Below are 26,157 nucleotides of genomic sequence, written 5' to 3'. Positions count from 1 at the left end.
CTAAAATAAGTTACTTTGAAAAAAATTACCATTGCTTTAGACGGATTCTCATCAACAGGAAAAAGCACCTTAGCTAAGCAAATTGCAAAACAGCTAGGGTATGTTTATGTAGATACGGGCGCTATGTACCGAGCAATTGCTTTGTATGCCATGCAAAATAATTGGGTAAATGACAAGCAGTTGTTAAAACAAGATTTAATTGCTGCCTTACCTAATGTACAGCTTAAATTTGTGTACAACCCAACATTAGGATTTGCAGAAATGTATTTAAACGGTGAAAATGTTGAAAAGCAAATTCGATCGTTAGAAGTTTCGAACCAAGTAAGCAAAATAGCTGCTATTTCTGAAGTACGGGCTAAGTTGGTAGAACAGCAGCAAAATATGGGCAAAGATAAAGGCATTGTTATGGACGGCCGCGATATTGGTACGGTTGTTTTTCCGGATGCTGATTTAAAGTTGTTTATGACAGCTGATGCTGCAACACGCGCAAAACGCCGCTACGAAGAACTTGTTGCAAAAGGCGATGACGTTGCATATGATGAGGTTTTAAAAAACGTGCAAGAACGTGATTTAATTGATTCTACACGCACTGATTCTCCGTTAATTAAAGCTGAAGATGCTATTGCAATAGATAATTCTAACTTATCTAAAGACGAACAGTACGAGCAAGTTATGCAACTTGTTCAATCTTTATTAAACTAAAATATTGCTAGCCAATACAAAACCTTGCTGTTTTGTATTGGCTTTTTTTATACAAACTCTTTACTAAAAATAAATTATTACTACAATGAGCATTAAAAATCGCCTCATATTAATGAACTTTTTACAGCTTTTCGTTTGGGGAGCTTGGTTAATAACGATCGGAAATTTCTGGTTTGGTACTAAAGGCTGGGGTGGAGCAGAATTTGGAGCAATTTTTGCCACTATGGGTTTTGCTTCTTTATTTATGCCAACCATTACCGGTATTATTGCCGACCGCTGGATTAATGCAGAAAAACTTTATGCAGGTTTACATTTGTTATACGCAGCTGTATTGTTTTATTTACCATCTGTAAATACGCCAACGCAGTTTTTTTGGGTTATGTTTGCTGCCATGTGCTGTTACATGCCAACCATTGCGCTTAATAATTCTATTTCGTATACCTCGTTAAAATTATCAGGTGGTGATGTGGTAAAAGATTTCCGCCAATTCGTGTTTGGGGTACTGTTGGTTTTATTGTTGCCATGTGGATAACGAATTTAACCGGAAGTAAAGCCAGCGCAAATCAATTTTATATTGCCGGTGTTGCAGCGGCTGTTTTGGCTATTTATTCTATGGTTGCTATTCCAAAATGTAAACCACAACATTTAATCAACAAAAATGCATCCTGGATTCAACAATTCGGTTTAGAATCTTTCAAGTTATTTAAAGATTATAAAATGGCATTGTTTTTCATCTTCTCTATGTTTTTAGGTGGTGCATTACAATTAACCAACGCGTATGGTGATGTTTATTTAGATGAGTTTAAGCACTTTCCTAAATATGCCAATTCATTTGTAGTAGAATATTCAACCATTATATTGTCTATTTCTCAAATATCAGAAACCTTATTTATTTTAGCGATTCCTTTCTTTTTAAAACGTTACGGTATTAAAAATGTAATGTTAATATCAATGTTAGCTTGGGTGCTTCGTTTTGCACTTTTAGGATTAGGTAACCCAACGGATGGGCTGTGGATGATTATTTTATCGTGCGTGGTTTATGGTATGGCTTTTGACTTTTTTAATATTTCGGGCTCGTTATTTGTAGAAACCAATACCGATTCTAAAATTCGATCTTCAGCCCAAGGTTTATTTATGATGATGACCAACGGATTTGGAGCAGTTTTTGGCAGTTTAACATCAGGTTGGTTAATAGATAAATACTTTACGAAGCAGTTTACTAACACTAATGACTTGGCTGCCTTTTTAAAAACAGATACAAGTAATGATCATTTTATTAATTTTCTTACTAAAAACTCTGTAAACATGGATGCGATAGGAAATTTATCAAGTGAAATTTATATGAAAGATTGGTCAAATATTTGGTATTGTTTTGCTTTGTATTCTTTAGTCATAGCAATTCTTTTTGCTCTTTTCTTTAAACACAAGCACAATTCAGGTTTGACAGAAATTAATGATATAAAACATTAATTTGTATAAAAAATAAAAAAGCAAGGCTTTATGCCTTGCTTTTTTATTTTTTATTATTTACATTTATTTTAACAAAATTTAGATTTTTTTATGAAAGAATGCAAAGCTGATCTTTATGACGATTTTATTAAACCAGATAACTATCTTTTTTTTGCAATTCTTTCAACTTTTATTTGCTTTGCACCGTTAGGTATTGTTGCTATTTTAAATGCAATAAAAGTATCTAAACTTTGGAATCAAAAAAAGTATGAACAAGCCAGAATTGCATCGGACAATGCCCTAAAGTTCGGTCAACTTGCCCTAATTGTGGGTGGAATATTGTGGCTTATCATTATTATCAACTATTAATCGCGCTAACCTTAGTACATTTAAATGGAAAAATTGTCCCTTACTCACTTGTGCCAAGCACCCAACAATTATATGGTTTGGGCTTGCTTAACCTTGTTGTTTTTCTTCCCTTTAGGCATTATTGCCTTATTAAAGGCTTTAAAGGTAAATAAACTTTGGAAAAAAGGATTTTATGAAGAAGCAAAACAAACTGCTTTTTTTGTTCGCGTAACTACAATAATTGGCTTAACGGTTGGTAGCGTAACGTATTTATCATTAGTAATGATGTTAAGTTCAATTTACTTATTTGCAGTTTAATAAATATTAAATATAAATGGAAAATCATAATTCAAGAAGTTCGTTTGAAGAAGTTGGTCAAGCACCCGACAATTATTTAGTTTGGGCTATATTATCTACCATACTTTGTTGTATGCCTTTAGGTATTGTTTCAATTGTAAAATCTTCTAACGTAAATACATTATGGTCACAAGGCCGTTTTGAAGAAGCGCATAAAGCATCAAAAGCTGCTAAAAATTTTGCTATTTATAGCGCAGTTGCAGCATGTGTTTTATGGGTGTTGTATGTGATATTTTTTGTTTTTGTTGGAATGGCGGGTGTTTTTGCTGAAAATTATTAATGAAAAAACAAACACGTATTTTATTAAAATTTAGCTCCACTTTACTTGTATTTGGAGCTTTTTTATTTATCTATTTTTTTTATAACCCTACCATGCAAGGCGTTCCGTTTCCGAAATGTCCTTCGTATTCTTTTTTCGGGTTGGTTTGCCCTGGTTGTGGTACCCAGCGAGCTATTCATGCCTTGTTACATTTACATCTGCAAGAAGCTTTTTTATATAACCCGTTATTGATAATTTGTTTTCCTTTTTTAGCTTATATGTTTGGATTGTATTTATACAACTTTATATTCGAAAAAAAGAAGCAGATACAATTACTATATTCACCTTTTTTTTCTAAATGTCTTTTAGTGGTTATTTGTTTGTATTTTGTACTACGTAACTTACCTTTTTTATCTTTAACGTTTTTAAATCCAAATAATTAATAAAAAAACGTGTTGCATTAAAAATAAAATATTATCTTTGCAAACCTTTTGGCGCGAAAAGTTTAAATAGGTATTTAATTTTTTATGTAAAACAACTTCTGTGATTTTCTAGCGCGAAAAAACTTGAGAAAACCAGAATACAAAACCAAAAATTTTAGACATGTCTGAAATTACAAAAACACAAGAACAGTTTTTAGCTGACTTTAACTGGGATACTTTCGAACAAGGAATTGACGCAGTAGATACAGCTCAATTACAACAATTTGAAGAATTAGTAGACAAAACTTTCATCTCAACTGACAATGAAGAAGTTGTAGAAGGAGTTGTAGTTAGAATCACTGATAGAGACGCTATCGTTGATATCAACGCTAAATCTGAAGGTGTTATTTCATTAAACGAATTCCGTTACAATCCTGACTTAAAAGTTGGTGACAAAGTTGAAGTTTTAATCGACGTTAAAGAAGATAAAAATGGACAATTAGTATTATCTCACCGTAAAGCTCGTACAATTAAAGCTTGGGATAGAGTTATTGCTGCTCACGATACAGGAGAAATTGTTAATGGTTTCGTTAAATGTCGTACAAAAGGTGGTATGATCGTTGACGTATTTGGTATTGAAGCTTTCTTACCAGGTTCTCAAATTGACGTTAAACCTATCCGTGATTACGATCAGTATGTAAACAAAACTATGGAATTTAAAGTGGTAAAAATTAACCACGAATTCAAAAACGTAGTTGTTTCTCATAAAGCGTTAATCGAAGCTGATATCGAAATTCAGAAAAAAGAAATTATCGGTCAGTTAGAAAAAGGACAAGTATTAGAAGGTGTTGTTAAAAACATCACTTCATACGGTGTATTCATTGACTTAGGAGGTGTTGACGGATTAATCCACATCACTGACTTATCTTGGTCAAGAATTAATCACCCATCTGAAGTTTTAGAATTAGACCAAAAATTAAACGTTGTTATCTTAGATTTTGATGATGAGAAAACACGTATCCAATTAGGTTTAAAACAATTAAACGCTCATCCTTGGGATGCTTTAGATGCTAACTTACAAGTTGGTGATAAAGTTAAAGGTAAAGTAGTTGTTTTAGCTGACTACGGTGCTTTTATTGAAGTTGCTGAAGGTGTTGAAGGTTTAATTCACGTTTCTGAAATGTCTTGGTCTACACATTTACGTTCTGCTCAAGATTTCGTAAAAGTTGGTGATGAAGTAGAAGCTGTTATCTTAACATTAGATCGTGAAGATCGTAAAATGTCTTTAGGTATCAAACAATTAACTCAAGATCCTTGGAATAATATTGCTGAAAAATACCCAGTAGGTTCTAAACATACAGGTACAGTTCGTAACTTTACTAACTTTGGTATTTTCGTAGAATTAGAAGAAGGAATTGACGGTTTAGTTTACATTTCTGACTTATCTTGGACTAAGAAAATTAAGCACCCATCTGAGTTTGTTTCTGTAGGTGATAAATTAGACGTAGTTGTTTTAGAATTAGACGTTGAAGGTCGTAAATTATCTTTAGGTCACAAACAAACTACTCCAAACCCATGGGATAAATATGAAGAAGCTTTTGCTGTTGGAACAATCCACAACGGAGCTATCTCTGAAGTAGTTGATAAAGGTGCTACTGTTGAGTTTGGTGACGATATCGTTGCTTTCATTCCTACTCGTCACTTAGAAAAAGAAGACGGTAAGAAATTGAAAAAAGGTGATGTTGCTGATTTCAAAGTAATTGAATTCAATAAAGAATTCAAACGTGTAGTTGCTTCTCACACTGCTATTTTCCGTGAGGAAGAAGAAAAAAATGTTAAAGCTCAAGAAGAAAAATCTTCTAACAACAATAACACAAATGCTGTAGAAAAAACTACTTTAGGTGATATTGATGCTTTAGCTGAATTAAAAGCAAAAATGGAAAAAGATAATAACTAATCTTTTCATTCCTAATAGAAAAAGCCATCCGTTTTCGGGTGGCTTTTTTATTTTGTCTAATTTATATGAGCTTTTATCGAAAAGCCAAAAGCAAAATGTTTTACTATTTGCGAATGCTGTATATTTATATGCTGTGTTAAACAAATCAATACAAATGAAAAAAATATACTTTGTAATTGCTGCTATTTTGCTAATTTTTATGGTTGGCTGTACCAATAATGCAAGTAAAAAAAATACATCTACTACGGATTCTGTTCCTGTTAAGGTGATTGATACATTTGCTTTGATGCAAAAGGCTAAAGAAGATATGCTTCATTTACCTAAACCTTACCATGAAAAAGAAGATGCTCAGGCTAAACTGACAGAATTAATTCAATTGGCTAAAGCTCAAAACAAAAATGTTTTTGTACAAGCTGGTGGAAATTGGTGTATTTGGTGTTTGCGTTTTACTGATTTTTTAAATAAGCAGCCGCAGTTAAAACAAATTATCGAAAACAATTATTTATATTATCATTTAAATTATTCTAAAGAAAATAAAAATGATGCGGTTTTCGAAAAATATGCGCCACATGGACGAGATTACGGATTTCCGTTTTTCTTCATTATAAACGGTAATGGTGATGTTTTAGATATTATTTCCTCAGAAACTGTTGCGTCTGATAATGAAGATGTTTACTATGATTTTACTAAAACCAAACAATTGTTATTAAAATATGCTCCAAAAAAATAATATGTAGTATAGATTTTTTTAAAGAATGTAACATGCGTTACGTTCTTTTTTTGTTTTATAACTTACAATTTTTAAATTTATCAAAAATAAAAATATGAGAAAGATTCAACTTTTAGCAAGTTTTTTTGTTATAGCTTTGCTTATCATTAGCTGTAAAAAACAATCGGTTACCGATCAGGTAGTAACTGAAAATGATACATTAACTGTTGCGCAAAAAGATTCAATTGCATTAGTAAAAGAGGCACGTCAAAAAGAACGTGATGCATTGGCAAAACCTTATGATGATCAGGAAGATGCGCAGTCTAAAATTAACGAATTGCTAGTACAAGCTAAAGCAGAAGGTAAAAATGTTTTTGTACAAGCAGGAGGAAATTGGTGCATTTGGTGTTTGCGTTTTAACGATTATTTACAAAAAACACCAGAATTAAAACAGATTGTAGATGATAATTTTATTTATTACCATTTAAATTACTCTAAAGAAAATAAAAACGAAGCAATTTTTGAAAAATACGCACCAGAAGGGAAGAAAATGGGATATCCGTTTTTCTTTGTATTAGATTCAAATGATCAGGTTTTAAATGTAATTTCATCAGTAGAATTAGAAAATACCACCGATAAATCTTCACATTATGATTTAGAAAAAACTAAACAAATGTTTTTAAGTAATGTTGCAAAATAATCCAAGGGCTGTACGTAGTACAGCCCTTTTTTTGTAAGTTATTCACGTTAATATTCTTTAAAATTCTTTGCAGATTAAATTAATCCTCTTATATTTGGCCTTAATTAAGATTTAATCTAAATAAAATCAGTATTAAACTAAATTTGCATTTATACATTATGAAAAGAATATTTATCGCTGCTTTTTTAATTGCTTCTTTCTTTGCAAAAGCTCAAAATAACATCCTTTTAAACGGAAATTTCTGGAAAGAAAATCCAAGCTTATCTTTAGTTCAAGATCAAATTGCTAAAGGCAATAATCCAAGCGAAGCAAATGGGGGCAATCACGATGTGGTTAGTATGGCAATTAATAATGGTGCCGATTTAGAAGTTATTAAATTTTTAATAAACCAACCGGGTAATGCGGTTAGCAAAACTACGCACGATGGCCGTTTGTACATTCACTGGGCTGCAAGCAAAGGTAATGTAGAATTAGTTAAATATTTAATAGAACAAGGTTCTGATATTAATCGTACTGACGATAAAGGGGCAACACCAGTTGCGTTTGCTGCTTCAAACGGTCAGAAAAACACAGACGTTTACGAACTGTTTTTTAACGCAGGTATAAAACCTACTCAAAAATACAACGGTGGTGCTACCGTATTAATGTTAGCAATTCCGCAAGATCAGGATTTAAAATTAAAAGAATATTTTATTTCTAAAGGATTAAATATAAAAGATACCGACGATTTAGGTCGTACAGCTTTTGATTATGCTGCTCGTAATGGCAACATCGAAATTATGAATAACTTGTTAGCACAAGGTGTTAAACCTACGCAAAACGCACTTATTTTTGCAGCACAAGGAGCTCGTTTTCATAACAATAATTTAGAAACTTTTGAATATTTAGTAAATAAAGCTAAAGTTAAACCTAAAGCAGTTGGCGAAAACGGAGAAACAGTTTTACATCATTTAGCTAAAAAACCAAATCAACAAGAAATAATTGCCTATTTCATAACTAAAAAAGTTGATGTAAATGCGGTAGATAAAGCTGGTGATAACGTTTTAATGGTTGCTGCTGGTGCTAAAGATTTGGCTACAGTACAACAAATTTTAGCTAGAACTAAAAATATTAATGCTGCAAATAATAAAGGTGAAACAGCACTTTATGCTGCGGTTCAAAAAAGTACACCAGAAGTTATTACTTTTTTAATAGAAAAAGGAGCAAATGCAGATGTTGTTACGAAAGACGGTAATTTAGCTTTTGCTTTAGTTCAAGCTTATCAAAAACCTCGCCCGGGACAAAATTCAGACGAATTTGTTCAGAAATTAAATATTCTAAAAAATCAAGGAGTTGATTTTACAGCAACGTTAGCTGACGGATCATCTTTATATCATGCTGCGGTTGTAAAAAATGATATGGAACTTTTAAAAATGTTAGAAGGTTTTCAAATCGATATCAACGCAAAAGATGATCAAGGTTTAACACCTATACATAAAGCTGCTATGATGGGGCAAAACGATAGTATTTTAAAATACTTATTGGCTCATGGTGCTAAAAAAGATGTTTTAACCGATTTTGACGAAACGGTTTATGACATTGCTTCAGAAAACGAATCATTTAAAGCAAACAACGTAAACATCGAGTTTTTAAAATAATTACAATTTTTACCAATAATGAAAATTACCAATAAATATATTTTACTAGTTTTATTTGTATTTGCTAGCTCAATCACAGCTTTTGCACAAACAGCTAAATACAAATGCATGTTACAAATGACCAATTACCAAGGTTTAGAAGCTTATGTAGTTGTTTCTTTAATTGATCCAAAAGGAAATTACGAAGAAACGTTGTACATGATGGGCCCTGATAAGCAATGGTACAACGGTTTTAAAGAATGGGACAAGTTTAATAAAAAGAAAAAAGAAAAATTAAACGGAATTACTGGAGCTTCTATTGCTGCAGGTAATCGTAGTTTAACAACTTTTAACCTGGATGAAAGTAAGTTAGATAAAGGCTATAAATTACGTTTTGAATCGGCAGTTGAGGACAAAGATTATTTTGTAACCGATGTAGAAATTCCTTTAACTACAGCAGGTATTACACAAAAAACAGATGGAAACGGATACATTAGATACGTTAAGTTAACTAAAGCCAATTAATTTTTATGACTACGTCAATTTGGCGTTTAGCCCATTTAATTTTAGCTGTATTCTCTTTTTTATTCATATTAATGGCTTCAGTAACTGGAGCCATTTTATCATTAGAACCGGTTATCGAAAAATCGGCAGCTTACAAATCTTCAAACTTCAATCAATTAACTTTAAACCAGGTTGTTCCGGTTTTAAAGCAACAATATGATGAAATTTTAGATTTATCGATTGATGAAAATCAATTTGTAACCATTCAAGGTTTTGATGCCGATGGTAATGATTATACGCATATTATAAATCCAGAAACGGGTGAGGTTTTGGGTAAACCCCAACAACAATCCGAATTTTTTCAGTGGATTACTTCTTTACATCGTTCGTTATTTTTACACGAAACGGGCCGTTTTATTATTGGTTTTGTTTCGTTTTTATTGTTTTTAATCGCTTTTTCGGGTACGATATTAATTATTAAGCGCCAGCAAAGCATTAAAAACTTTTTTAATAAAATAACTAAAGAATTTTTTGCTCAATATTATCACGTGTTTGCTGGGCGTTTGTTGCTAATTCCTATTTTAATTATTTCTTTAACCGGAACATATTTGTTTATGTTGCGTTTTGAAATGATTCCGATGGTTGCATCACAAGAAGCTTCTGAATTGCTTGTTGAATCGATTGAAGATCCGATGGATGTTCAAAACTTTCCGGCTTTTAAAAACATAAAATTAAGTGAAGTTCAGAAAATTGAATTTCCTTTTATGGAAGATCCTGAAGAATTTTACAAAATAAAACTTACAGATCAAGAAGTTTTAATCAGCCAATATTCAGGAAATATTGTACAAACTAAACCAATTGCTAAAGCAGAAATTTTTCAGCAATTCAGTTTAGATTTGCATACCGGGCGTACAAATAGCATTTGGGCTATTATTTTGGGCATTGCTTCAATAAACATTATCTTTTTTATTTGGTCTGGCTTTGTAATTACCTACAAACGTACCAAAACCAAATTGGTAAAAAATAGCATTTCGGTAGATGAAGCAGAAATTGTTTTGTTTGTTGGTTCAGAAAATGGTTCAACCCTAACTTTTGCAAACAAAATATTTACGCAATTAATCAATCAAGATATTAAAGCTTATATCGCTGTTTTTAACGAATATCAAACCTTTGCTAAAGCCAAGCATTTTGTTTTTTTTACATCAACTTATGGTATGGGTGAGGCACCAAGCAATGCTAAAAAGTTCGAAAAGTTAATCGCAAATACCGCCCAAAATGCAACTGTCAAATATACGGTGGTTGGTTTTGGATCTAAAGCTTATAAAGAATTCTGTGCTTTTGCTTATAAAGTTGATGCATTGTTAGCGCAACAAAATTGGGCCAAACCATTGTTACCTGTTTTTACTGTGAATGACAAATCACCTATTGAATTTGCACAATGGGTTAAAGCTTTTAATGAAGGTTCTCGCTATAAATTATATGCATCTCCCGATTTTTATGCCATAGAAATGCCTAAAACCAAACCTTTTGAAGTACTGGCTACATCTACCGTTTTTGCAAACGATACAACTTTTACCGTTGCTTTACAAACCAAACAGAAATTTAAATCGGGCGATTTATTAGCTGTTTATCCAGCTAACGATTACCGCGAACGTTTGTATTCTATCGGTAAAGTTAACGGACAATTGCAGTTGGTGGTAAAATTGCACGAATTTGGGTTAGGTTCTCAGTTTTTATATCAATTACAAGTCAATCAAACCATAAAAGCGCGTTTAGTTAAAAATGCTAATTTTCATTTTCCGCAAACCGCAAAGCAAGTTGTTTTAATTGCAAATGGAACCGGAATTGCTCCTTTTTTAGGCATGATTGATGAAAACGATAAAGCGATTGAAACGCATCTTTATGCAGGTTTTAGATATAACAATGAAACCACTGCATTTTATCAGCAATTTATGCAGCATAATAGCTCGTTAAATAAATTAAAAACCGTACAATTTGCTTTTTCTCGCGAAGCCGAAAAAACATATGTTATGGATTTAATTAAAAAAGATGCGGTACAAATTGCATCAATTTTAAATAACGGTGGTGTTATCATGATTTGCGGTGCGTTAGCTATGCAACGGGATGTAGAATTGGTTTTAGAACAAGTTTGTTCTGAACAAAACATACAACCATTTGCAACTTATGTAGCAAACAACCAATTTTTAACCGATTGTTATTAAGTATGAAAAATTGTTTTTGGATATTATTTTTTTTGTTTATGCAATCCGGATGGGCACAAGTAACCCAAGTTCGTGATACGATTTTAATGGGATCCAAATTTCAAATAACCGTGGTTTCTGAAAACGATGCCATTGCCACAGAAAATGTAAATGCGGTTATTACAGAAATTGTTCGTATCGAAAATCTTATTTCAGATTGGATTCCTGCGTCACAAGTTTCACAAGTAAATCAAATGGCTGGTAAACAACCAATAAAAGTTGATTGGGAAGTTTTTGAGCTTACGCAGCGTGCCATTCAGTATTCCAAAATAACACAAGGTGCTTTTGATATTAGCTTTGCTGCCATGGAAAAAATATGGGATTTTAATGATTATATGGATGAATTACCAAGCGATGCAGCCATTAAAAATGCAATTGCTAAAGTTGGTTACCAAAATATAATTTTAAACCCGGCGGATACAACTATTTTTCTAAAATATCCCGGTATGAAAATTGGATTCGGATCAATTGGTAAAGGTTACGCTGCCGATAAAGGACGTGAAGTTTTAAAACAACGTAACGTAAAGGCTGGCATTGTTGATGCTTCTGGAGATTTAGCTACCTTAGGCCATCCATTAGCTGCTAAATATTGGAAAATTGGCATAACCAATCCAACCAAGCGCAATAAATGGGCAGCTGTATTTCAATTACATACTACATCAGTTACCACATCTGGTGATTACCAAAAGTTTTTATTTATTGATGGAAAAAGGTACTCCCATATTATAAATCCAAAAACCGGATGGCCAAGTACAGGTTTAACAAGCGTTACTGTTGTTGGTCCATCAGCCGAAAAAGCAAATGCATTTAGCACGGCCATTATGGTTTTAGGATTAGATGCTGGCAAGTTTTTATTGCAAAAATATCCTAATTACGCTGGTTTATTTATTACAGATCAAGGAAAAATATATAAGTCTAAAAACCTAAACCAAGTTTTACGAAAACAAAAAAGAGCAGAATAAACTGCTCTTTTTTTTATGCTTTTTTAGCACTGTATTTTATTAAAAATACCACAGCCAATAAGGCGCCAATGGTTGCCATGCCAACCCCAATTAGCGGTGGCGAATTGTAGGCAAAACCTAAGGTAATTGGTATACCTCCAAAAAAGGCGCCAAAGGTATTTCCTAAATTAAAGCTTGCTTGTCCTGCAGCGGCAGCTAAAGTTTCAGAACCTTTACCTGCTGTAATTAGCATCATTTGTAACGGTGGGCCAATGGTAAAAGCAATCATTCCGGTAATAAATGCCATGACATAAGCCATGGTGCTGCTATGAGCAGTAAAGTAAACCACAACTAAAATTAATGCCATTGCACTAAACGAGCCAATTGCTGCCTTGGTTGGTGAAACCGTGTCAGAAACTTTTCCGCCTAATAAATTACCAAAAAACATACCTAAACCAATTAATATCATGATAATAGGAACTTGAGATTCGGTTAAGCCTGAAACTTTAGTTACCATAGGAGAAATATAACTGATCCAAGCAAATAATCCCCCTGTACCGATAGAAATAATTGCCATTAGTAACCAAGCAACTTTTGTTTTAAAGAAATCCAATTGGCTGAATATGGCAGAAGGTTTGCTTTCGTTTTTTAAATCGGGTAACCAAAAATGAATAGCTAACATGGTAAGTAATCCTAATAACGAAATAATTCCGTAAGTTAAGCGCCAAGAATATTCTTGCCCTAAATAAGTACCTAATGGCACCCCAGCTAAATTTGCAAGCGTCATTCCGGTAAACATAATAGAAATGGCTTGTGCGGCCTTTCCTGGCTTTGCTAATCGTGCTGCAACTACCGTTCCTACGCCAAAAAAAGCTCCGTGTGGTAAACCAGATAAAAAACGTGCTGTTAATAACGTATAATATTCCGGAGCAATGCTAAACAAAGCATTGAACACAAAAAACAACAACATTAAAAATAGAAGTACTTTTTTGGGTGGAAACTTGCTAGAAAATAAAACCAAAATTGGCGCGCCAGCCACAACGCCTAAAGCGTATAAAGCAATAAAATTACCGGCTTTTGGTATGCTTATTTGTAAATCGGTTGCTACAACTTCTAAAATCCCCATCATGGTAAACTCAGTCATTCCGATGGCTAAACCACCAAAAGCTAAAGCTATTAATCCTTTATTCATTCGTATTGTTTTAAGCCTGCAAAGCTACAACATTTATATAAAATAAGCAGGTTATAAGCTAAAGCATCTTATATTTGTGTGTAATAAAACGTTTTGTTATGAAGTTCGGCCAAGTTCCTGATCCTAGTTTAATATCTTTTAAATTACCAGTCACGCATCCTAAAACTTTTGATGTGTTGCAACAAACTCAAAATTCTGAAACGCCATTTGAGGTTTACGTGGGTTGTGCGAAATGGAATAAAAATGATTTAAAAGGATTTTATCCTAAAGGCGTAAAAGACGAATTAACGTATTATGCCATGCAGTTTAATAGCATCGAGTTAAATGCTACGTTTTATCAATCACCATCTGTAAATCAGGTAATAACTTGGCGTGATAAAGTTCCGACTGATTTTAAATTTTTTCCTAAAATACCGCAAAGCATTAGCCATTATAACCGTTTGCAAAATGTAAACGAAACCGTTTTAAACTTTACCAATGCCATAGCGAATTTTGAAAACAAATTGGGCATGAGCTTTTTGCAGATGCATGAAAATTTTAAACCTAAAGATGTAAACAGATTGGCTGATTTTTTATATCAATTTCCAACGCAAATACCTTTAGCGGTTGAAGTAAGAAATGAAGAATGGTTTGCAGATGCGAATATTTTTAATTCATTCACCAATTTATTGCAGCAATACAACGCAACCAATATTATTGTTGATACAGCCGGCCGCCGAGATATGTTGCACATGCTATTAACTACCGATACGGCATTTGTACGTTATGTAGGGGCCAATCATCCTTCGGATTACGACCGATTGAATGATTGGATTGATTTACTTGTTACCTGGAGAAAAGCAGGACTAAACAAGTTGTATTTTTTTATACATCAAAATATTGAAGTTGAATCGCCTTTGTTGGCAACGCACTTTATTCAAAGATTGAATGCAGCATTTGGCTTGCATTTACGATTTCCTGAAAAACAGCTCAGCTTATTTTAAAACAAAAATCCAAACCTTAAGGTTTGGATTTTTTTATATTTCGTACAATTCAATCGGTAATCCGTCAGGATCAGAAAAAAAAGTAAATTTTTTATCGGTATGCGGATCGATTCGAATGCCTTCGTGTGCAATTTGCAGTTGATCCAATTGTTTTAACGCATCTTGTAAATGAGTAACCGAAAAGGCCAAATGGCGTAAACCACAAGCTTCTGGAAACGACAATCTGGGTGGAACATTTTTAAACGAAAAAAGCTCAATTACATATTGCCCGTTTAAAGCTAAATCTAATTTATACGATTCTCGAATTTCTCGGTAAACCTCGCGCACAATTTGTAAACCTAAAACTTCGGTATAAAATTTTTTAGATTTTTCGTAATCCGAACAAATAATAGCGATATGATGTATGTTTTGTAAATCTAACATTATTCTTTACCGCGTTCGTATTGGTTAGCCCATGGTAAATTAACTCGCAATTCGGTAGCACAATGGTAAACAAAATGCGGATTGCGTAAAAATTCGCGACCAATTAAAATAAAATCGGCTTGTTGGTTTTCTAAAATTGTTTCGGCTTGTTTGCCTTTGGTAATTAAACCTACGGCACCTGTAATTACTTGTGCTTGGTTTTTTACCGCTTCGGCAAAAGGAACTTGGTAATTAGGATGTACCTCAATTTTTTGATTTCTATCTAATCCTCCGGTAGAAATATCAAAAACTTCAACACCTTGTTGTTTTAAAATTTTGCACAAAGCAATGGTTTCTTCTAAATTCCATCCGCCATCTACCCAATCGGTAGCAGATAATCTGATCCAAAGCGATTGTGTTGTTAAAACCGATTTTATGGCTGAAACAACTTCAAGCGTAAAACGAATTCTATTTTCAAAAGATCCACCATATTTATCAGTACGTTGGTTGCTTAATGGCGATAAAAATTGATGAATTAAATATCCATGCGCTCCGTGAATTTCGATAATTTCGAAACCGGCTTTTACAGCACGTACTGCTGCTTGTTTAAATTGATCAACTAAGGTTGTAATTTCACTTTCGGTTACTGCTTTTGGTGTGTAATCTGAAGGATGAAAAGCCAACGCAGATGGCGCAACGGTTTGCCATCCGTTTTCATGTTCTGGTGCAAATTGTTCGCGGCCCAACCAAGGCAAGTTTGTTGATGCTTTACGACCCGCGTGAGCCAATTGAATACCCGGAACTGAACCTTGTGCTTTTATAAAGGCATTAATTTCGGCTAATTTCGTTATTTGACCATCTTCCCATAAACCTAAATCTTTATAAGAAATACGTCCTTCTGGAGCTACTGCTGTTGCTTCCTGAATAATAGCACCAGCTTTTCCAGCCGCAAATTGTCCTAAATGCATCAAATGCCAATTGTTGGCATAGCCATTATCTGCCGAATATTGGCACATGGGTGCTACAACAATTCGATTTTGTAATTGGATGCTGTTGTTTATTTGTAAGGAACTAAAAAGTTTTGACATGTTGTATTATTTTAACCATTTAGAAACTATTTTAACCGATAACGGAATCATAATCATAACCATAACCATAATGGGTACAATAATAGCCGTTGTTATTAAAATTTTAATGGTTGGATGAAAATCTAAAAGCCATTCGGCTAATAAATAGTTTATTAAAATCGAGGTTGGAAACAAGCCCAACCAAATGCATAAAATTTGTTTTAACTTGGGGTTTATTTTCATTTTATTTATTAAGTGCTTTTCTAACGGCTGGTGCAACTTTATCACCAAACAATTCGATCGATTTCATGATTAAATCATGGCTTGGTGCTCCAACATCCATTTGACCAGTAAAACGGGTATGTCCAAAATATTCGTGTTGGGCTAAAATTTTATCAATCACTTCGTTCGGATCACCCATAAAATAAGCACCTTCTGGTCGTGCAGTATTTTCAAACGCTTCTTTTGTAAAAGGAGCCCAACCACGACTTTTACCAATACGATCCATTTGTGCAGAGTAATACGGATAATAAACATCCCTAATTTTAGACGTTTCGCCAACAAAAACATGCGAATTGATGCAAACCTGCATTTTATCGGCTGGATGGCCCGTTTAAATATTCGGTTTTATAAAAATCTACTAGCGGTTTAAAGTTAATCGGTAACCCGCCAATAATGGCATAAGTAATAGGTAAACCTAATAAAGCTGCTCGGCGTACTGAAGAAACGGTTCCGCCAACAGCAATCCAAATCGGAATTTCTTTTTGTACCGGTTTCGGAAAAATTTCCTGATTTACTAAGTTTTGGGTATAACGCCCGTTCCAATTTATTTTGCCGTTAATGGTTTTGTTTAGTTCTAACAAAAGCATCAATTTATCTTCAAACAAATTATCGTAATCGTCTAAATTGTAACCAAACAACGGAAACGACTCTATAAAGCTTCCACGTCCAGCCATAAGTTCGGCACGGCCGTTAGAAATGTTATCTAAAGTTGCAAAATCTTCGTACAAACGCACCGCATCAGAAGAACTGATTACAGAAACAGCACTTCCTAATCTGATATTTTTAGTAATGCTGGCAGCAGCAGCTAAAAACATTTGTGGTGAAGTTACGCTGTAATCTTCACGGTGATGTTCGCCCATACCAAAATAATCTAAACCAACCTGATCGGCTAATTTAACTTGTTCTAGCATTTCTTTATATCGTTGTTGTGCAGGTACTTTTTCGCCAGTTTGAAGGTTATATTGCATATCTCCAAACATTGATATTCCTAATTCCATAGATTAAAAATTTAGTTTCACTAATTTACGTACTTTATTTTTGAATTAAAATAATATAGATTAATAAACAAAAAAGGTTATCTGCAATAGATAACCTTTAGTATTATAAACATCTTAACTTTTTTATTGTGAGAATGTTTAGCGCAATGATGCAACTAAATAGAAGTAAAGAAATTGCCGAAGCATATATTTTCCAGGTAATTTGAGTTTCTATTGATATTTTTAAAACATTTGCGCCCACAAAAATAATTCCTAAACAAATTAAGGTTGATAGTAGGGCAGGTAAACAGCGTTTTTTCATAATAAAACTAATTGGGTTGCTGTAAAAATAATAAAAAAATGCGATACAACTGTTGTATCGCATTTTTTTATTAAGGGTTTGTAGACCAAATAGCTGCCGATTTTAATAAGGCGCGGCGTGGTAGTTTTAAGGTACCTACTAAAAGTTCTGCAAAATCTTCTGGTTGAAGTACTTTTTCTGGATCTCCGTCTGTTAAGTTTAATTCTTTTGACATGTCAGAAGCAATGGTTGATGGCGTTAATGTACAAACACGAATGTTGTGCTTTCTAACTTCACGCAATATTGATTCTGATAAACCAATTAAACCAAATTTTGAAGCTGAATAAGCCGATGTTCCTGCATTACCGCTTAATCCTGCTGTTGACGAAACATTAAAAATATCACCTTGTCCGTTAGCAATAATATGCGGTAAAACCTCGTGCGTTACATAATAACTACCTAACAAGTTTGTGTTAATAATATCCGTCCAAGTTTTCGGATCCATTTCTAATAAAGTTCCAAACTGAGCAACTCCTGCATTATTTACTAAAATATCAACCGTTTTAAATTCGGCAACAATTTTAGCAATTCCAGCTTTTACTTCTTCGTAATTTGCAATGTCAAAAACGGCATAAGTTGCTTTTACACCTAAAGCTTGTAATTCAGCAACCGTTTCTTTTAAATTATTTTCGTTTCGGCCAGTAATAGCAACGTTAATTCCTTCTTTTGCAAAAGCAATAGCTGTAGCTTTACCTAAACCACGTCCACCGCCAGTAATTATAGCGTTTTGATTTTTTAAATTTTCCATGTTTAAATTTTTAACAAATTTATTAATTTTTTTATTCGATTAAAAGGCGAGTTGGTTGTAATGCTTGTATAAATTCCAAGTCCAACACAATATAAATATTGTGAGACCAATTATCCAAAAAGTTCGGTTTAAATTAAAGTTAAGATACGCCCGATAAAGCTGTTTTTTTTTTGAAACAGCATCTTTTAATAAAAAAACAGGTAATATAAGTAAGCAACAACTTATAAATAAAGATAGCGGATTGTGTAAAAAGGCTTGCACTATGTTACCAGAAAAAAATGCTGAAACTCCGCGCGTGGTTCCGCACGATGCGCAAGGTAAGTTTGTTGCTTTTTGTAAAAGACAAACTTGTAATGAAGTACCAGAATCTGTAACCTGAAACACATGTATTAAAACCCATGCCCAACCTAACAAACAGCCAATAACCAGTAAACTATAAAATTGTTTTGTTGCTAGCATTTTTTAGATAAATTATACCAAATAAATATTTTTGAAGTGATTTAAATTACAAAGTACTTGTGTACCTTTGCCTTTATAAAAATACAATAAAAGTTAGTAAAATGAAAGTACTTCCGGCAATTGGAATTGGCGATTTGGTTTTTGGAATGAAAACTAAAGATGTAGAGCAAGTTTTGGGTAAACCTAATAAAGCTTTTGAAGATGAAGATGGAAACAAAGTTTATTTGTACAACGCCTACAAAGCACGATTAACTTTTTATGCTGACGAAGATTTTAAATTTGGCTACGTTATTTGTACGCATCCTAAGTTAGAATTAAGCGGAATTAAGCTGTTTAATGAAAATGCAGAAAAAGTTAAAAAAGAATTAACTGCCAAAGGCATGCCGATTTGGGAAGAAGATGATATTGATACCATGACGCGTTTGTTTAATGAAAAAAATTGGTTAACCTTGGTTGCTGAATATGAAGAAATTATTTGTGTAGAACTTGGTGCTACCATTGACAAGTCGGATAACTTTGTTTGGAAGTTTAAAAAATAAAAAAAGGACAACTAACTTGTAGCTAGTTGTCCTTTTTCAATTTACGAGAAAATAATAAAACTGTATTTTTAGCTTGTAATTAAAAAACAGTTTTCGGAAAAATTATATGGTTTGTTTACTATTAAATTTATAAACAGCACTTTACTTGTAAACGTATAAAGTTATTTTTGTTTTAGATTAAAGGTAGTTTATTATAGATGTAAAACAAAAAATCTCGAGCAACGCTCGAGATTTTTTGTTATTTTAATAATTCCATTTCAAACATTAAAGTTGCATTTGGAGGAATAACTCCGCCAGCACCACGTTCGCCATAACCTAAATACGGAGGAATTATAACCATAATTTTGTCGCCAAAATTCATGTTTTCAATCCCTTCAATGAAACCAGGAATCAAACCTGATTTATCACCATATTTAAATGGAATTGGTGCATATGCATCAGCAGCTTTACGGCGCGGATCTAATTGGTTGTATTCGGTAGCAACATCTTCCCACGAGGTATCAAATAAATTACCATCATCAAAATATCCGGCATAATTTACATTTACATTTTGGCCGTATGCAGGTTTTTCTCCATCTCCTTGTTTTACTACATAGTAAATTAATCCTGATTGTGTTTTAGTACCTTTTACTTTAGCTTCTTCAATTAATGCTTTTTTACTTGCAATTACTTTTGCGTTACGCTCTTCTTCTTCTTTTTGAGCTTTAGCAAAATCGTTAAAATATTTTTCGAAAACTTTATCTGCTTTGAATTTTTTAGCTGATGAACCTTTAGCAATAATTTTTACCGATTCAATTTCATCACCTTGGTTAATAGCATTTACTACATCCATTCCTTCAACAACTTTTCCGAAAACGGTATGCATGCCGTCTAACCATGGCGTTGCTTTATGAGTAATAAAAAATTGCGATCCGTTTGTACCCGGTCCTGCATTGGCCATAGATAAAAATCCGCCATCGCTGTGTTTTAATTCTTCAACAATTTCGTCTTTAAATTTGTAACCTGGTGAACCACTTCCGGTACCTGATGGATCTCCGGTTTGAATCATAAAATCATTTATTACGCGGTGAAATTTAACGCCATCGTAATATTTTTTTCCTTTGTACTCGGTAGAAACAAATTTGTTTTTTCCTTCTGCTAAACTTACAAAGTTAGCCACTGTAACAGGGGTTTGTTGGTAAAATAATTCAGCAACAATAGTTCCTTTATTGGTTTTAATTTCGGCATACAATCCGTCTTCTAACTTAGCAGTAGGCGAACTTGTGGTGCACGACATAAAAAAGGTAACAAGTGATAGTAAGATTGCATTCATTGTTTTCATTTATAATGTGATTAGTTTGATTTTATAATTTGATTGATTTTTACTTTACAAATAAGCGGTACGTTGGTTCCGATGCTTTTGTTATCTCCGTGATAGCCATACGCAATGTGCGAAGGAAAATAAAACGTAGCTTCTTCTCCTTGTTTTAGTTGTTTGATGCCGTAACGTAAGCCCGTCATTATGGTTTCTTTATCTACCAAATAACGTTGCGGTTGTGTTTCTTCTTTTGTATAAATAATAGAACCGTTAATGTCGTAAACTTCATAATCGTATAAAACAATATCACCACGAACCGGTAATGCAGAATTTTCTTCTACTTTAGTTTCGTATTTAAACCAAAAACCTTTGGTTGACGGAATGTAAACGTTGGCTGTATCTTGTTTAAACATATTCTCAAACGTTTGTTCTTCCGAATTAATAATTACTTTATTTCGAGCAATAGATTCGTCTAAAAATTGAGAAGAAGTTTGAGAAATAGGATATCTGGCTTCTTGTACATTATTACACGAAGTGATAAAAATAGCAAGTAAAAATATAGAATAAAAATGTGATGTTTTCATTATTTTTATTTTGTTGACTCTAAAATAGTAATAAATTTTTTAACGGTTTGTTCCATGTTGTCAACAGATTTACCGCCTGCCGCATTAATGTGCCCGCCACCATTAAAATGAGCACGTGCAAAAGCATTAACATCTACATCACCACGAGAACGGAATGAAATTTTAATAATGCCTTCTTGTTTATTTTCTATAAAAATAGCTGTTAAATTAATACCTTTTACTTGCAGGCCATAATTTACAATACCTTCGGTATCTCCTTTTTCAAAGTTAAACTGATTTAGTTCATCTTGAGTTAAGGTTATGTACGAGGCATGATATTCTGGTAAAAGCGTTAAGTTTTGCAGGGCTTTGCCTAACAATTGTAAACGTGCATATGTGCTATTATTGTATAAATTGTTAAAAACAAAATCACTTTCAACTCCTTTATCAATTAAATTGGCTACCACACGGTGCGTGGTACTTGTTGTTTTTGGAAAACGAAACGAGCCTGTATCGGTAACAATTCCGGTATATAAACAAGTTGCTATGTTGTAATCAACCATGTTTTCATATCCTAAATTGCTGATAAAATGATAAACCATTTCGCAGGTTGAACTCATGCTGGTATCCGAATACATATAAGTTGCATACGGATCTGGTAATTCATGATGATCAATCATAACAAAAGGTTGTTGTAAGGTAGCTAATTTTTGCCCCATTACATCACCAGTTCTGTGAAAAGCATTAAAATCTAAAGTAAAAATTAACTCAGCTTCGTCTAAAATTTTAGAAGCTTTTTCGGGTGTGTTTTCATAAATAACGGTTTTGTTTGCATCGGGCAACCAAGCTAAAAATTCCGGAAAATCGTTAGGAGCAATAACCGTTGCATCAATGTTTAATTTTTTAAGAAAAAAGTACAAGCCTAAAGTGGATCCCATGGCATCGCCATCTGGGTTTCTATGTGGAATAATAACTACTTTTTTTGTAGTAGTTAATTGTTTTTTTAAGTTTAAATAATCGTTTGTTTGCATCATAGTGCGAATGTAAAATTTTTTATTCAGAAATATACTGAAGTGATTTAAAATTGTTGCTTATAAATTTCTAAAATATTAAATAATGACTATTTTTGCGCATGCAACACAACGTACTTATTTTAGATTTTGGATCGCAATATACTCAGTTAATTGCGCGCAGGGTTCGCGAATTAAATATTTTCTGCGAAATATTCCCTTTCAATCAAATCCCAAGTGATTTGTCGGCTTATAACGCTGTAATTCTTTCAGGAAGCCCATTTTCTGTTCGTGCAGAAGATGCGCCACAACCAGATTTATCTCAAATTAGAGGCAAAAAACCTTTGTTAGCTGTTTGTTACGGTGCGCAATATTTAGCTCATTTTTCGGGTGGAGAAGTTGCTCCGTCTAATATCAGAGAATACGGCCGTACAAATTTATCTTACATTGAAGCAGGCGAATTATTTTTTGAAGGTGTTTCTGAAGGATCACAAGTTTGGATGAGCCATAGCGATACCATAAAGCAACTACCAACAAATGGGGTAAAATTGGCATCAACCAAAGATGTTGAAAATGCTGCTTACCGCATTGAGGGCGAAACTACTTATGCTATTCAATTCCATCCAGAAGTTTACCATTCTACAGACGGAAGTAAAATATTAGAAAACTTTTTAGTTCGCATTGCAGGCGTACAACAAACTTTTACTCCAAATGCTTTTGTTGACGATATTGTTGCTGAATTAAAAGAAAAAATTAAAGACGATAAAGTTGTTTTAGGACTTTCTGGCGGGGTAGATTCTACCGTTGCTGCAGTTTTATTAAACAAAGCTATTGGCAAAAACTTATATTGTATTTTTGTAAACAACGGTTTATTACGTAAAAACGAATTCCAAAACGTGCTTAAGCAATACGAAGGCATGGGATTAAACGTAAAAGGCGTAGATGCATCTTCTCGTTTTATTTCAGAATTAGCTGGTGAAAGCGATCCGGAAGGAAAACGTAAAATTATTGGTCGTGTATTTATTGAAGTTTTTGATGATGAAGCCAATCAGATTGAAGATGTTAAATGGTTGGCGCAAGGAACTATTTATCCGGATGTTATTGAATCTATTTCAGTAAAAGGCCCATCGGCAACTATTAAATCACATCATAACGTGGGTGGTTTACCCGATTTTATGAAATTACAAATTGTAGAACCTTTACGCATGTTATTTAAAGATGAGGTTCGTAGGGTAGGAGCTGCTTTAGGTATTCATGCCGATTTATTAGGCAGACATCCGTTTCCAGGACCAGGTTTAGCTATTCGTATTTTAGGTGATATTACACCAGAAAAAGTTTCTATTTTACAAGAAGTAGATTCAATTTATATTGAAGGATTAAAGAAAGCCGGATTATACGATAAAGTATGGCAAGCAGGAGCTATTTTATTACCAATTAATTCGGTTGGGGTAATGGGCGACGAACGTACGTATGAAAAAGTTGTTGCTTTGCGTGCGGTAGAATCTACCGACGGAATGACAGCAGATTGGGTACATTTGCCGTATGATTTCTTAATGAATATTTCGAATGAAATTATTAATAAAGTTAAAGGTGTGAACCGTGTGGTTTACGATATTAGCTCTAAACCACCAGCAACAATTGAGTGGGAATAATAAAATTCTATAAAAAATAACCTTTTAAGTCGTTACATTAATTAAATTTGTAACGACTTTTTATTTAACCTTATTTTTGTATAATGAAAAAGAATATAGTTTTAGCGTTTAGTTTTTTAGTTTTTTGTTCGTTTACCAGTTTGGCTCAAAACAAAGTGGTAGAACATAAGGTTGAAAAAGGAGATACGGTAACTTCTATTGCCAGAAAATATAATGTTTCTGCAAGCGATATTTACAGATTAAATCCTAGCGCTGCGCAAGGTATTCAGTTAGATGCAATACTTAAGGTTCCGGTTTCGCAAACCAAAACAGTAGCTTCTACAACAGGAAAAAAACATGTTGTAGCACCTAAAGAAACTGTTTACAGCATTGCTCGTAAATACGAAATTAGCCCAGCAGATTTGCAGTTGGCTAATAAAGAAGTTTTAAAAGAAGTTTTAAAACCAGGTGCTGTGTTGGTTATTCCAACTAAAAATGGGCAGCCCAATTCAAACACGGTTGTTGAACAAGTACCCATCAAACCTGTAAAAACAGCTGCCTCAACACAATCAACAACAGATAAAGTAAAAAACAATCCTATAAAAAATATTTACCATACGGTAAGTGCTAAAGAAACAAAATACGGCATTGCACGTCAGTATAATTTAACGGTTGCTGAACTAGAAAAATTTAATCCTGAAATTAAAGGTAAAGAACATTTAGAAGTTGGTGTTGTACTACGCTTAACCGATCAGGTTCCGCCATACGGATCGGTACATAATCCGGCTGATGTAGCAGGGAATTATATTATTCAACCCAAAGAAACGTTATTTAGTTTGTCTCAAAAAGCAGGGCTTTCTGTTAGCGAATTTTTAAAGTTAAATCCAAGTTTAGCTTCGGGCGTTAAAGAAGGTACCACAATAAAAATGCCTAAAACAACTTCGCCATCTGTTGCCGATTTGTTGGCAGATGATGATGTGGTTTATGAAACATATGTAATTCAACCGCAAGAAACGCTTTATAGCCTAACCAAACAATCTGGGTTAACAGTAAATGAGTTTTTAAAATTAAACCCAAATGTAGCACAAGGCGTACAGTCTGGTACCATTATTAAAATGCCAAAAACAGTAGTAGGCAATAATGAAGGGATAATTGGGTCAAAATATACGGAGTATGTGGTACAACCGCAAGAAACGTTTTATAGCCTTAATAAACGTTCTGGATTGACAGTAAATGAATTTTTAGCTTTAAATCCGGAATTAGAAAATGGTGTAATTGCTGGCATGACTATAAAGATGCCAAGAAATAAGGTACAGGTAAACAAACCAATTACCGATTTAACTTTAAATTTAGCTCCTAATTCTAGCAAAAATTTAGTATTGTTATTACCATTTAATACCGACAAATACGGTAATAATAGCGCGGTTACTATTCAAGAACAACTAAAAAATGATCGTTTTGCGAATATGACGTTAGATTTTTATTCGGGCGCTTTGGTTGCTATTGATTCAGCTAAAAAATTAGGATTACCTGTTAAAGTTCAGGTTTTAGATTCTAAAGAAACCCGTACCGGATCTAACATTGCATCTTTAGTAAACAAAGGCAGTTTTAATCGTGCAGATGTTGTTATTGGACCATTTTTTCAGAATCAGGTAGAAAACTTAGCTAATTTATTAGCAAACCAGCCCATAGCAATTGTTTCTCCTTTATCTAATGAAAAAGGAAAACCAATGCCAAACTTGTACCAATCAATGCCAAGTACTGAAGATGTTAAAAAAGCGTTGATTGATTATATGTATGCTAAAAACGGAAATATTGTTGCTATTGTAGATCCGAAAAAGGGCAGCATGCGCAAATACATCAACGAATCTTTTCCGTCAGTTAAAATTGCGCCTATTAAAGCAGATGGCTTGGTAGATGCCAACCAAATCAGACAAACATTAGATAAAAGCCGAATTAACTTTGTAATTTTAGAAACCGAAAGTACTGCCTTAACAGTAAGTGCATGTAAAACTTTATTAAATCAGTTAAAAGATTACGATATTCAGTTAGTTACTTTAGATAAAAACGAAATCTTAGAATCTGACGAAATTCCGTTAACCGATTTAACTAAATTAAAACTATTGTATCCATCAGTAACCAACGATGCTAATGGTTTAAAACTTACCGATTTTGCTAAAACATACAAAGCGCAAAACAATACATTACCTAATAAGTTTGCAACTCGTGGTTTTGATGTAACTTTTGATACTATTTTACGTTTATACAATCAAGACGGATTTCATAGTACGGTTGAGAATGCAGCCTCACAACAATTAGAAAATAAGTTTAATTATGTAAATGTTGATGGTGCCCATCATAACAAAGGTGTTTATCTGTTGTATTATGATACTGATTTAACCATTAAAGAAGCAAAATAAT

The 26,157-nt window shown here is 33.4% G+C and carries 27 protein-coding genes and 1 pseudogene; 17 read left to right on the top strand and 11 right to left on the bottom strand.

Features of this window, described 5'->3' with window-relative positions; translation table 11 throughout:
* Positions 1–15 precede the first annotated feature (15 nt).
* The 13 genes and pseudogenes from cmk (at position 16) to K5I29_RS06570 (ending at position 12,246) form a co-directional block, all read left to right on the top strand.
* On the top strand, positions 16–702 hold the full coding sequence (cmk, locus tag K5I29_RS06625; RefSeq protein WP_264435108.1) for a (d)CMP kinase: 687 nt from the start codon (positions 16–18) through the stop codon (positions 700–702).
* 85 nt (positions 703–787) lie between these two features.
* Positions 788–2,172 (top strand): annotated as a pseudogene (locus tag K5I29_RS06620) (nucleoside permease).
* A gap of 90 nt (positions 2,173–2,262) precedes the next feature.
* On the top strand, positions 2,263–2,520 hold the full coding sequence (locus K5I29_RS06615; protein WP_264435107.1) for a CD225/dispanin family protein: 258 nt from the start codon (positions 2,263–2,265) through the stop codon (positions 2,518–2,520).
* A 24-nt stretch (positions 2,521–2,544) separates the two neighbouring features.
* Positions 2,545–2,817, top strand: a complete 273-nt coding sequence (locus K5I29_RS06610; RefSeq protein WP_264435106.1) for a CD225/dispanin family protein — start codon at positions 2,545–2,547, stop codon at positions 2,815–2,817.
* Positions 2,818–2,833: 16 nt separating this feature from the next.
* Positions 2,834–3,136, top strand: coding sequence for a CD225/dispanin family protein (locus K5I29_RS06605; protein WP_264435105.1), 303 nt, complete (start codon positions 2,834–2,836; stop codon positions 3,134–3,136).
* The gene (locus K5I29_RS13540) at positions 3,136–3,558 is read left to right on the top strand and encodes a DUF2752 domain-containing protein (protein ID WP_394358590.1); all 423 of its coding nucleotides are present in this window, start codon (positions 3,136–3,138) and stop codon (positions 3,556–3,558) included. The genes K5I29_RS06605 and K5I29_RS13540 overlap by 1 nt, the downstream gene beginning before the upstream one ends.
* Before the next feature lie 160 nt (positions 3,559–3,718).
* Positions 3,719–5,494, top strand: a complete 1,776-nt coding sequence (gene rpsA / locus K5I29_RS06600) for a 30S ribosomal protein S1 (protein WP_264435104.1) — start codon at positions 3,719–3,721, stop codon at positions 5,492–5,494.
* A gap of 154 nt (positions 5,495–5,648) precedes the next feature.
* Positions 5,649–6,224: a thioredoxin family protein gene (locus K5I29_RS06595; RefSeq protein WP_264435103.1), complete on the top strand. Its 576-nt coding sequence runs from the start codon at positions 5,649–5,651 to the stop codon at positions 6,222–6,224.
* A gap of 94 nt (positions 6,225–6,318) precedes the next feature.
* Positions 6,319–6,903 (top strand): thioredoxin family protein, encoded by a 585-nt coding sequence (locus K5I29_RS06590; RefSeq protein WP_264435102.1) that lies wholly within the window; start codon positions 6,319–6,321, stop codon positions 6,901–6,903.
* Between the two features lie 158 nt (positions 6,904–7,061).
* A complete protein-coding gene (locus K5I29_RS06585; RefSeq protein ID WP_264435101.1) occupies positions 7,062–8,540 on the top strand; it encodes an ankyrin repeat domain-containing protein in 1,479 nt (492 codons plus the stop codon).
* Between the two features lie 18 nt (positions 8,541–8,558).
* Positions 8,559–9,044: a DUF2271 domain-containing protein gene (locus tag K5I29_RS06580; protein ID WP_264435100.1), complete on the top strand. Its 486-nt coding sequence runs from the start codon at positions 8,559–8,561 to the stop codon at positions 9,042–9,044.
* A 5-nt stretch (positions 9,045–9,049) separates the two neighbouring features.
* Entirely contained in the window at positions 9,050–11,245 is a 2,196-nt protein-coding gene (locus tag K5I29_RS06575) for a PepSY domain-containing protein (protein WP_264435099.1), read from the top strand.
* A 2-nt stretch (positions 11,246–11,247) separates the two neighbouring features.
* A complete protein-coding gene (locus K5I29_RS06570; protein WP_264435098.1) occupies positions 11,248–12,246 on the top strand; it encodes an FAD:protein FMN transferase in 999 nt (332 codons plus the stop codon).
* Positions 12,247–12,259: 13 nt separating this feature from the next.
* Here K5I29_RS06570 and K5I29_RS06565 read toward each other — a convergent pair whose 3' ends face one another.
* Positions 12,260–13,417 carry an MFS transporter gene (locus tag K5I29_RS06565; RefSeq protein WP_264435097.1) on the bottom strand — a complete coding sequence of 386 codons (1,158 nt, stop codon included), beginning with the start codon at positions 13,415–13,417 and terminating at the stop codon, positions 12,260–12,262.
* A 98-nt stretch (positions 13,418–13,515) separates the two neighbouring features.
* Here K5I29_RS06565 and K5I29_RS06560 point away from each other — a divergent pair, with 98 nt between their 5' ends.
* Positions 13,516–14,400: a DUF72 domain-containing protein gene (locus tag K5I29_RS06560; RefSeq protein WP_264435096.1), complete on the top strand. Its 885-nt coding sequence runs from the start codon at positions 13,516–13,518 to the stop codon at positions 14,398–14,400.
* 33 nt (positions 14,401–14,433) lie between these two features.
* Here the strand turns inward: K5I29_RS06560 and gloA2 are convergent, their stop codons facing one another.
* The 7 genes from gloA2 to K5I29_RS13535 form a co-directional block, all read right to left on the bottom strand.
* Positions 14,434–14,823, bottom strand: coding sequence for an SMU1112c/YaeR family gloxylase I-like metalloprotein (gene gloA2, locus K5I29_RS06555; protein ID WP_264435095.1), 390 nt, complete (start codon positions 14,821–14,823; stop codon positions 14,434–14,436).
* Positions 14,823–15,890, bottom strand: a complete 1,068-nt coding sequence (locus K5I29_RS06550) for an NADH:flavin oxidoreductase/NADH oxidase (protein WP_264435094.1) — start codon at positions 15,888–15,890, stop codon at positions 14,823–14,825. The genes gloA2 and K5I29_RS06550 overlap by 1 nt, the downstream gene beginning before the upstream one ends.
* A 6-nt stretch (positions 15,891–15,896) precedes the next feature.
* Complete coding sequence (locus K5I29_RS06545) at positions 15,897–16,112, bottom strand: hypothetical protein (RefSeq protein ID WP_264435093.1); 216 nt, start codon at positions 16,110–16,112, stop codon at positions 15,897–15,899.
* A 1-nt stretch (position 16,113) separates the two neighbouring features.
* A complete protein-coding gene (locus K5I29_RS06540; RefSeq protein ID WP_264435092.1) occupies positions 16,114–16,461 on the bottom strand; it encodes a hypothetical protein in 348 nt (115 codons plus the stop codon).
* 1 nt (position 16,462) lies between these two features.
* The gene (locus tag K5I29_RS06535; protein WP_264435090.1) at positions 16,463–17,149 is read right to left on the bottom strand and encodes an LLM class flavin-dependent oxidoreductase; all 687 of its coding nucleotides are present in this window, start codon (positions 17,147–17,149) and stop codon (positions 16,463–16,465) included.
* A 371-nt stretch (positions 17,150–17,520) separates the two neighbouring features.
* Complete coding sequence (locus tag K5I29_RS06530; RefSeq protein ID WP_264435089.1) at positions 17,521–18,237, bottom strand: 3-ketoacyl-ACP reductase; 717 nt, start codon at positions 18,235–18,237, stop codon at positions 17,521–17,523.
* A 39-nt stretch (positions 18,238–18,276) separates the two neighbouring features.
* Complete coding sequence (locus tag K5I29_RS13535) at positions 18,277–18,696, bottom strand: DUF2752 domain-containing protein (protein ID WP_394358589.1); 420 nt, start codon at positions 18,694–18,696, stop codon at positions 18,277–18,279.
* A gap of 101 nt (positions 18,697–18,797) precedes the next feature.
* Between K5I29_RS13535 and K5I29_RS06525 the strand changes: the two genes are divergently transcribed.
* Positions 18,798–19,235 (top strand): hypothetical protein, encoded by a 438-nt coding sequence (locus tag K5I29_RS06525; protein WP_264435088.1) that lies wholly within the window; start codon positions 18,798–18,800, stop codon positions 19,233–19,235.
* Positions 19,236–19,473: 238 nt separating this feature from the next.
* Here the strand turns inward: K5I29_RS06525 and K5I29_RS06520 are convergent, their stop codons facing one another.
* The 3 genes from K5I29_RS06520 to K5I29_RS06510 are packed head-to-tail and all read right to left on the bottom strand — an operon-like array spanning position 19,474 to position 22,126.
* Positions 19,474–20,556, bottom strand: a complete 1,083-nt coding sequence (locus K5I29_RS06520; protein WP_264435087.1) for a peptidylprolyl isomerase — start codon at positions 20,554–20,556, stop codon at positions 19,474–19,476.
* A gap of 11 nt (positions 20,557–20,567) precedes the next feature.
* Positions 20,568–21,116, bottom strand: a complete 549-nt coding sequence (gldI, locus tag K5I29_RS06515) for a gliding motility-associated peptidyl-prolyl isomerase GldI (RefSeq protein WP_264435086.1) — start codon at positions 21,114–21,116, stop codon at positions 20,568–20,570.
* 5 nt (positions 21,117–21,121) lie between these two features.
* Complete coding sequence (locus K5I29_RS06510; protein ID WP_264435173.1) at positions 21,122–22,126, bottom strand: DHH family phosphoesterase; 1,005 nt, start codon at positions 22,124–22,126, stop codon at positions 21,122–21,124.
* A 101-nt stretch (positions 22,127–22,227) separates the two neighbouring features.
* On the opposite strand from K5I29_RS06510, the gene guaA reads away from it, so the two are divergent.
* Together guaA and K5I29_RS06500 are read left to right on the top strand one after the other, a co-directional pair.
* Positions 22,228–23,757, top strand: a complete 1,530-nt coding sequence (guaA, locus tag K5I29_RS06505; protein ID WP_264435085.1) for a glutamine-hydrolyzing GMP synthase — start codon at positions 22,228–22,230, stop codon at positions 23,755–23,757.
* Positions 23,758–23,840: 83 nt separating this feature from the next.
* Positions 23,841–26,156 (top strand): PBP1 and LysM peptidoglycan-binding domain-containing protein, encoded by a 2,316-nt coding sequence (locus tag K5I29_RS06500; protein ID WP_264435084.1) that lies wholly within the window; start codon positions 23,841–23,843, stop codon positions 26,154–26,156.
* Position 26,157 lies beyond the last annotated feature (1 nt).

The organism is Flavobacterium agricola (assembly GCF_025919725.1).
GTDB classification, from domain to species: domain Bacteria; phylum Bacteroidota; class Bacteroidia; order Flavobacteriales; family Flavobacteriaceae; genus Flavobacterium; species Flavobacterium agricola.
This window is presented reverse-complemented; position numbering and strand designations above follow the sequence as displayed.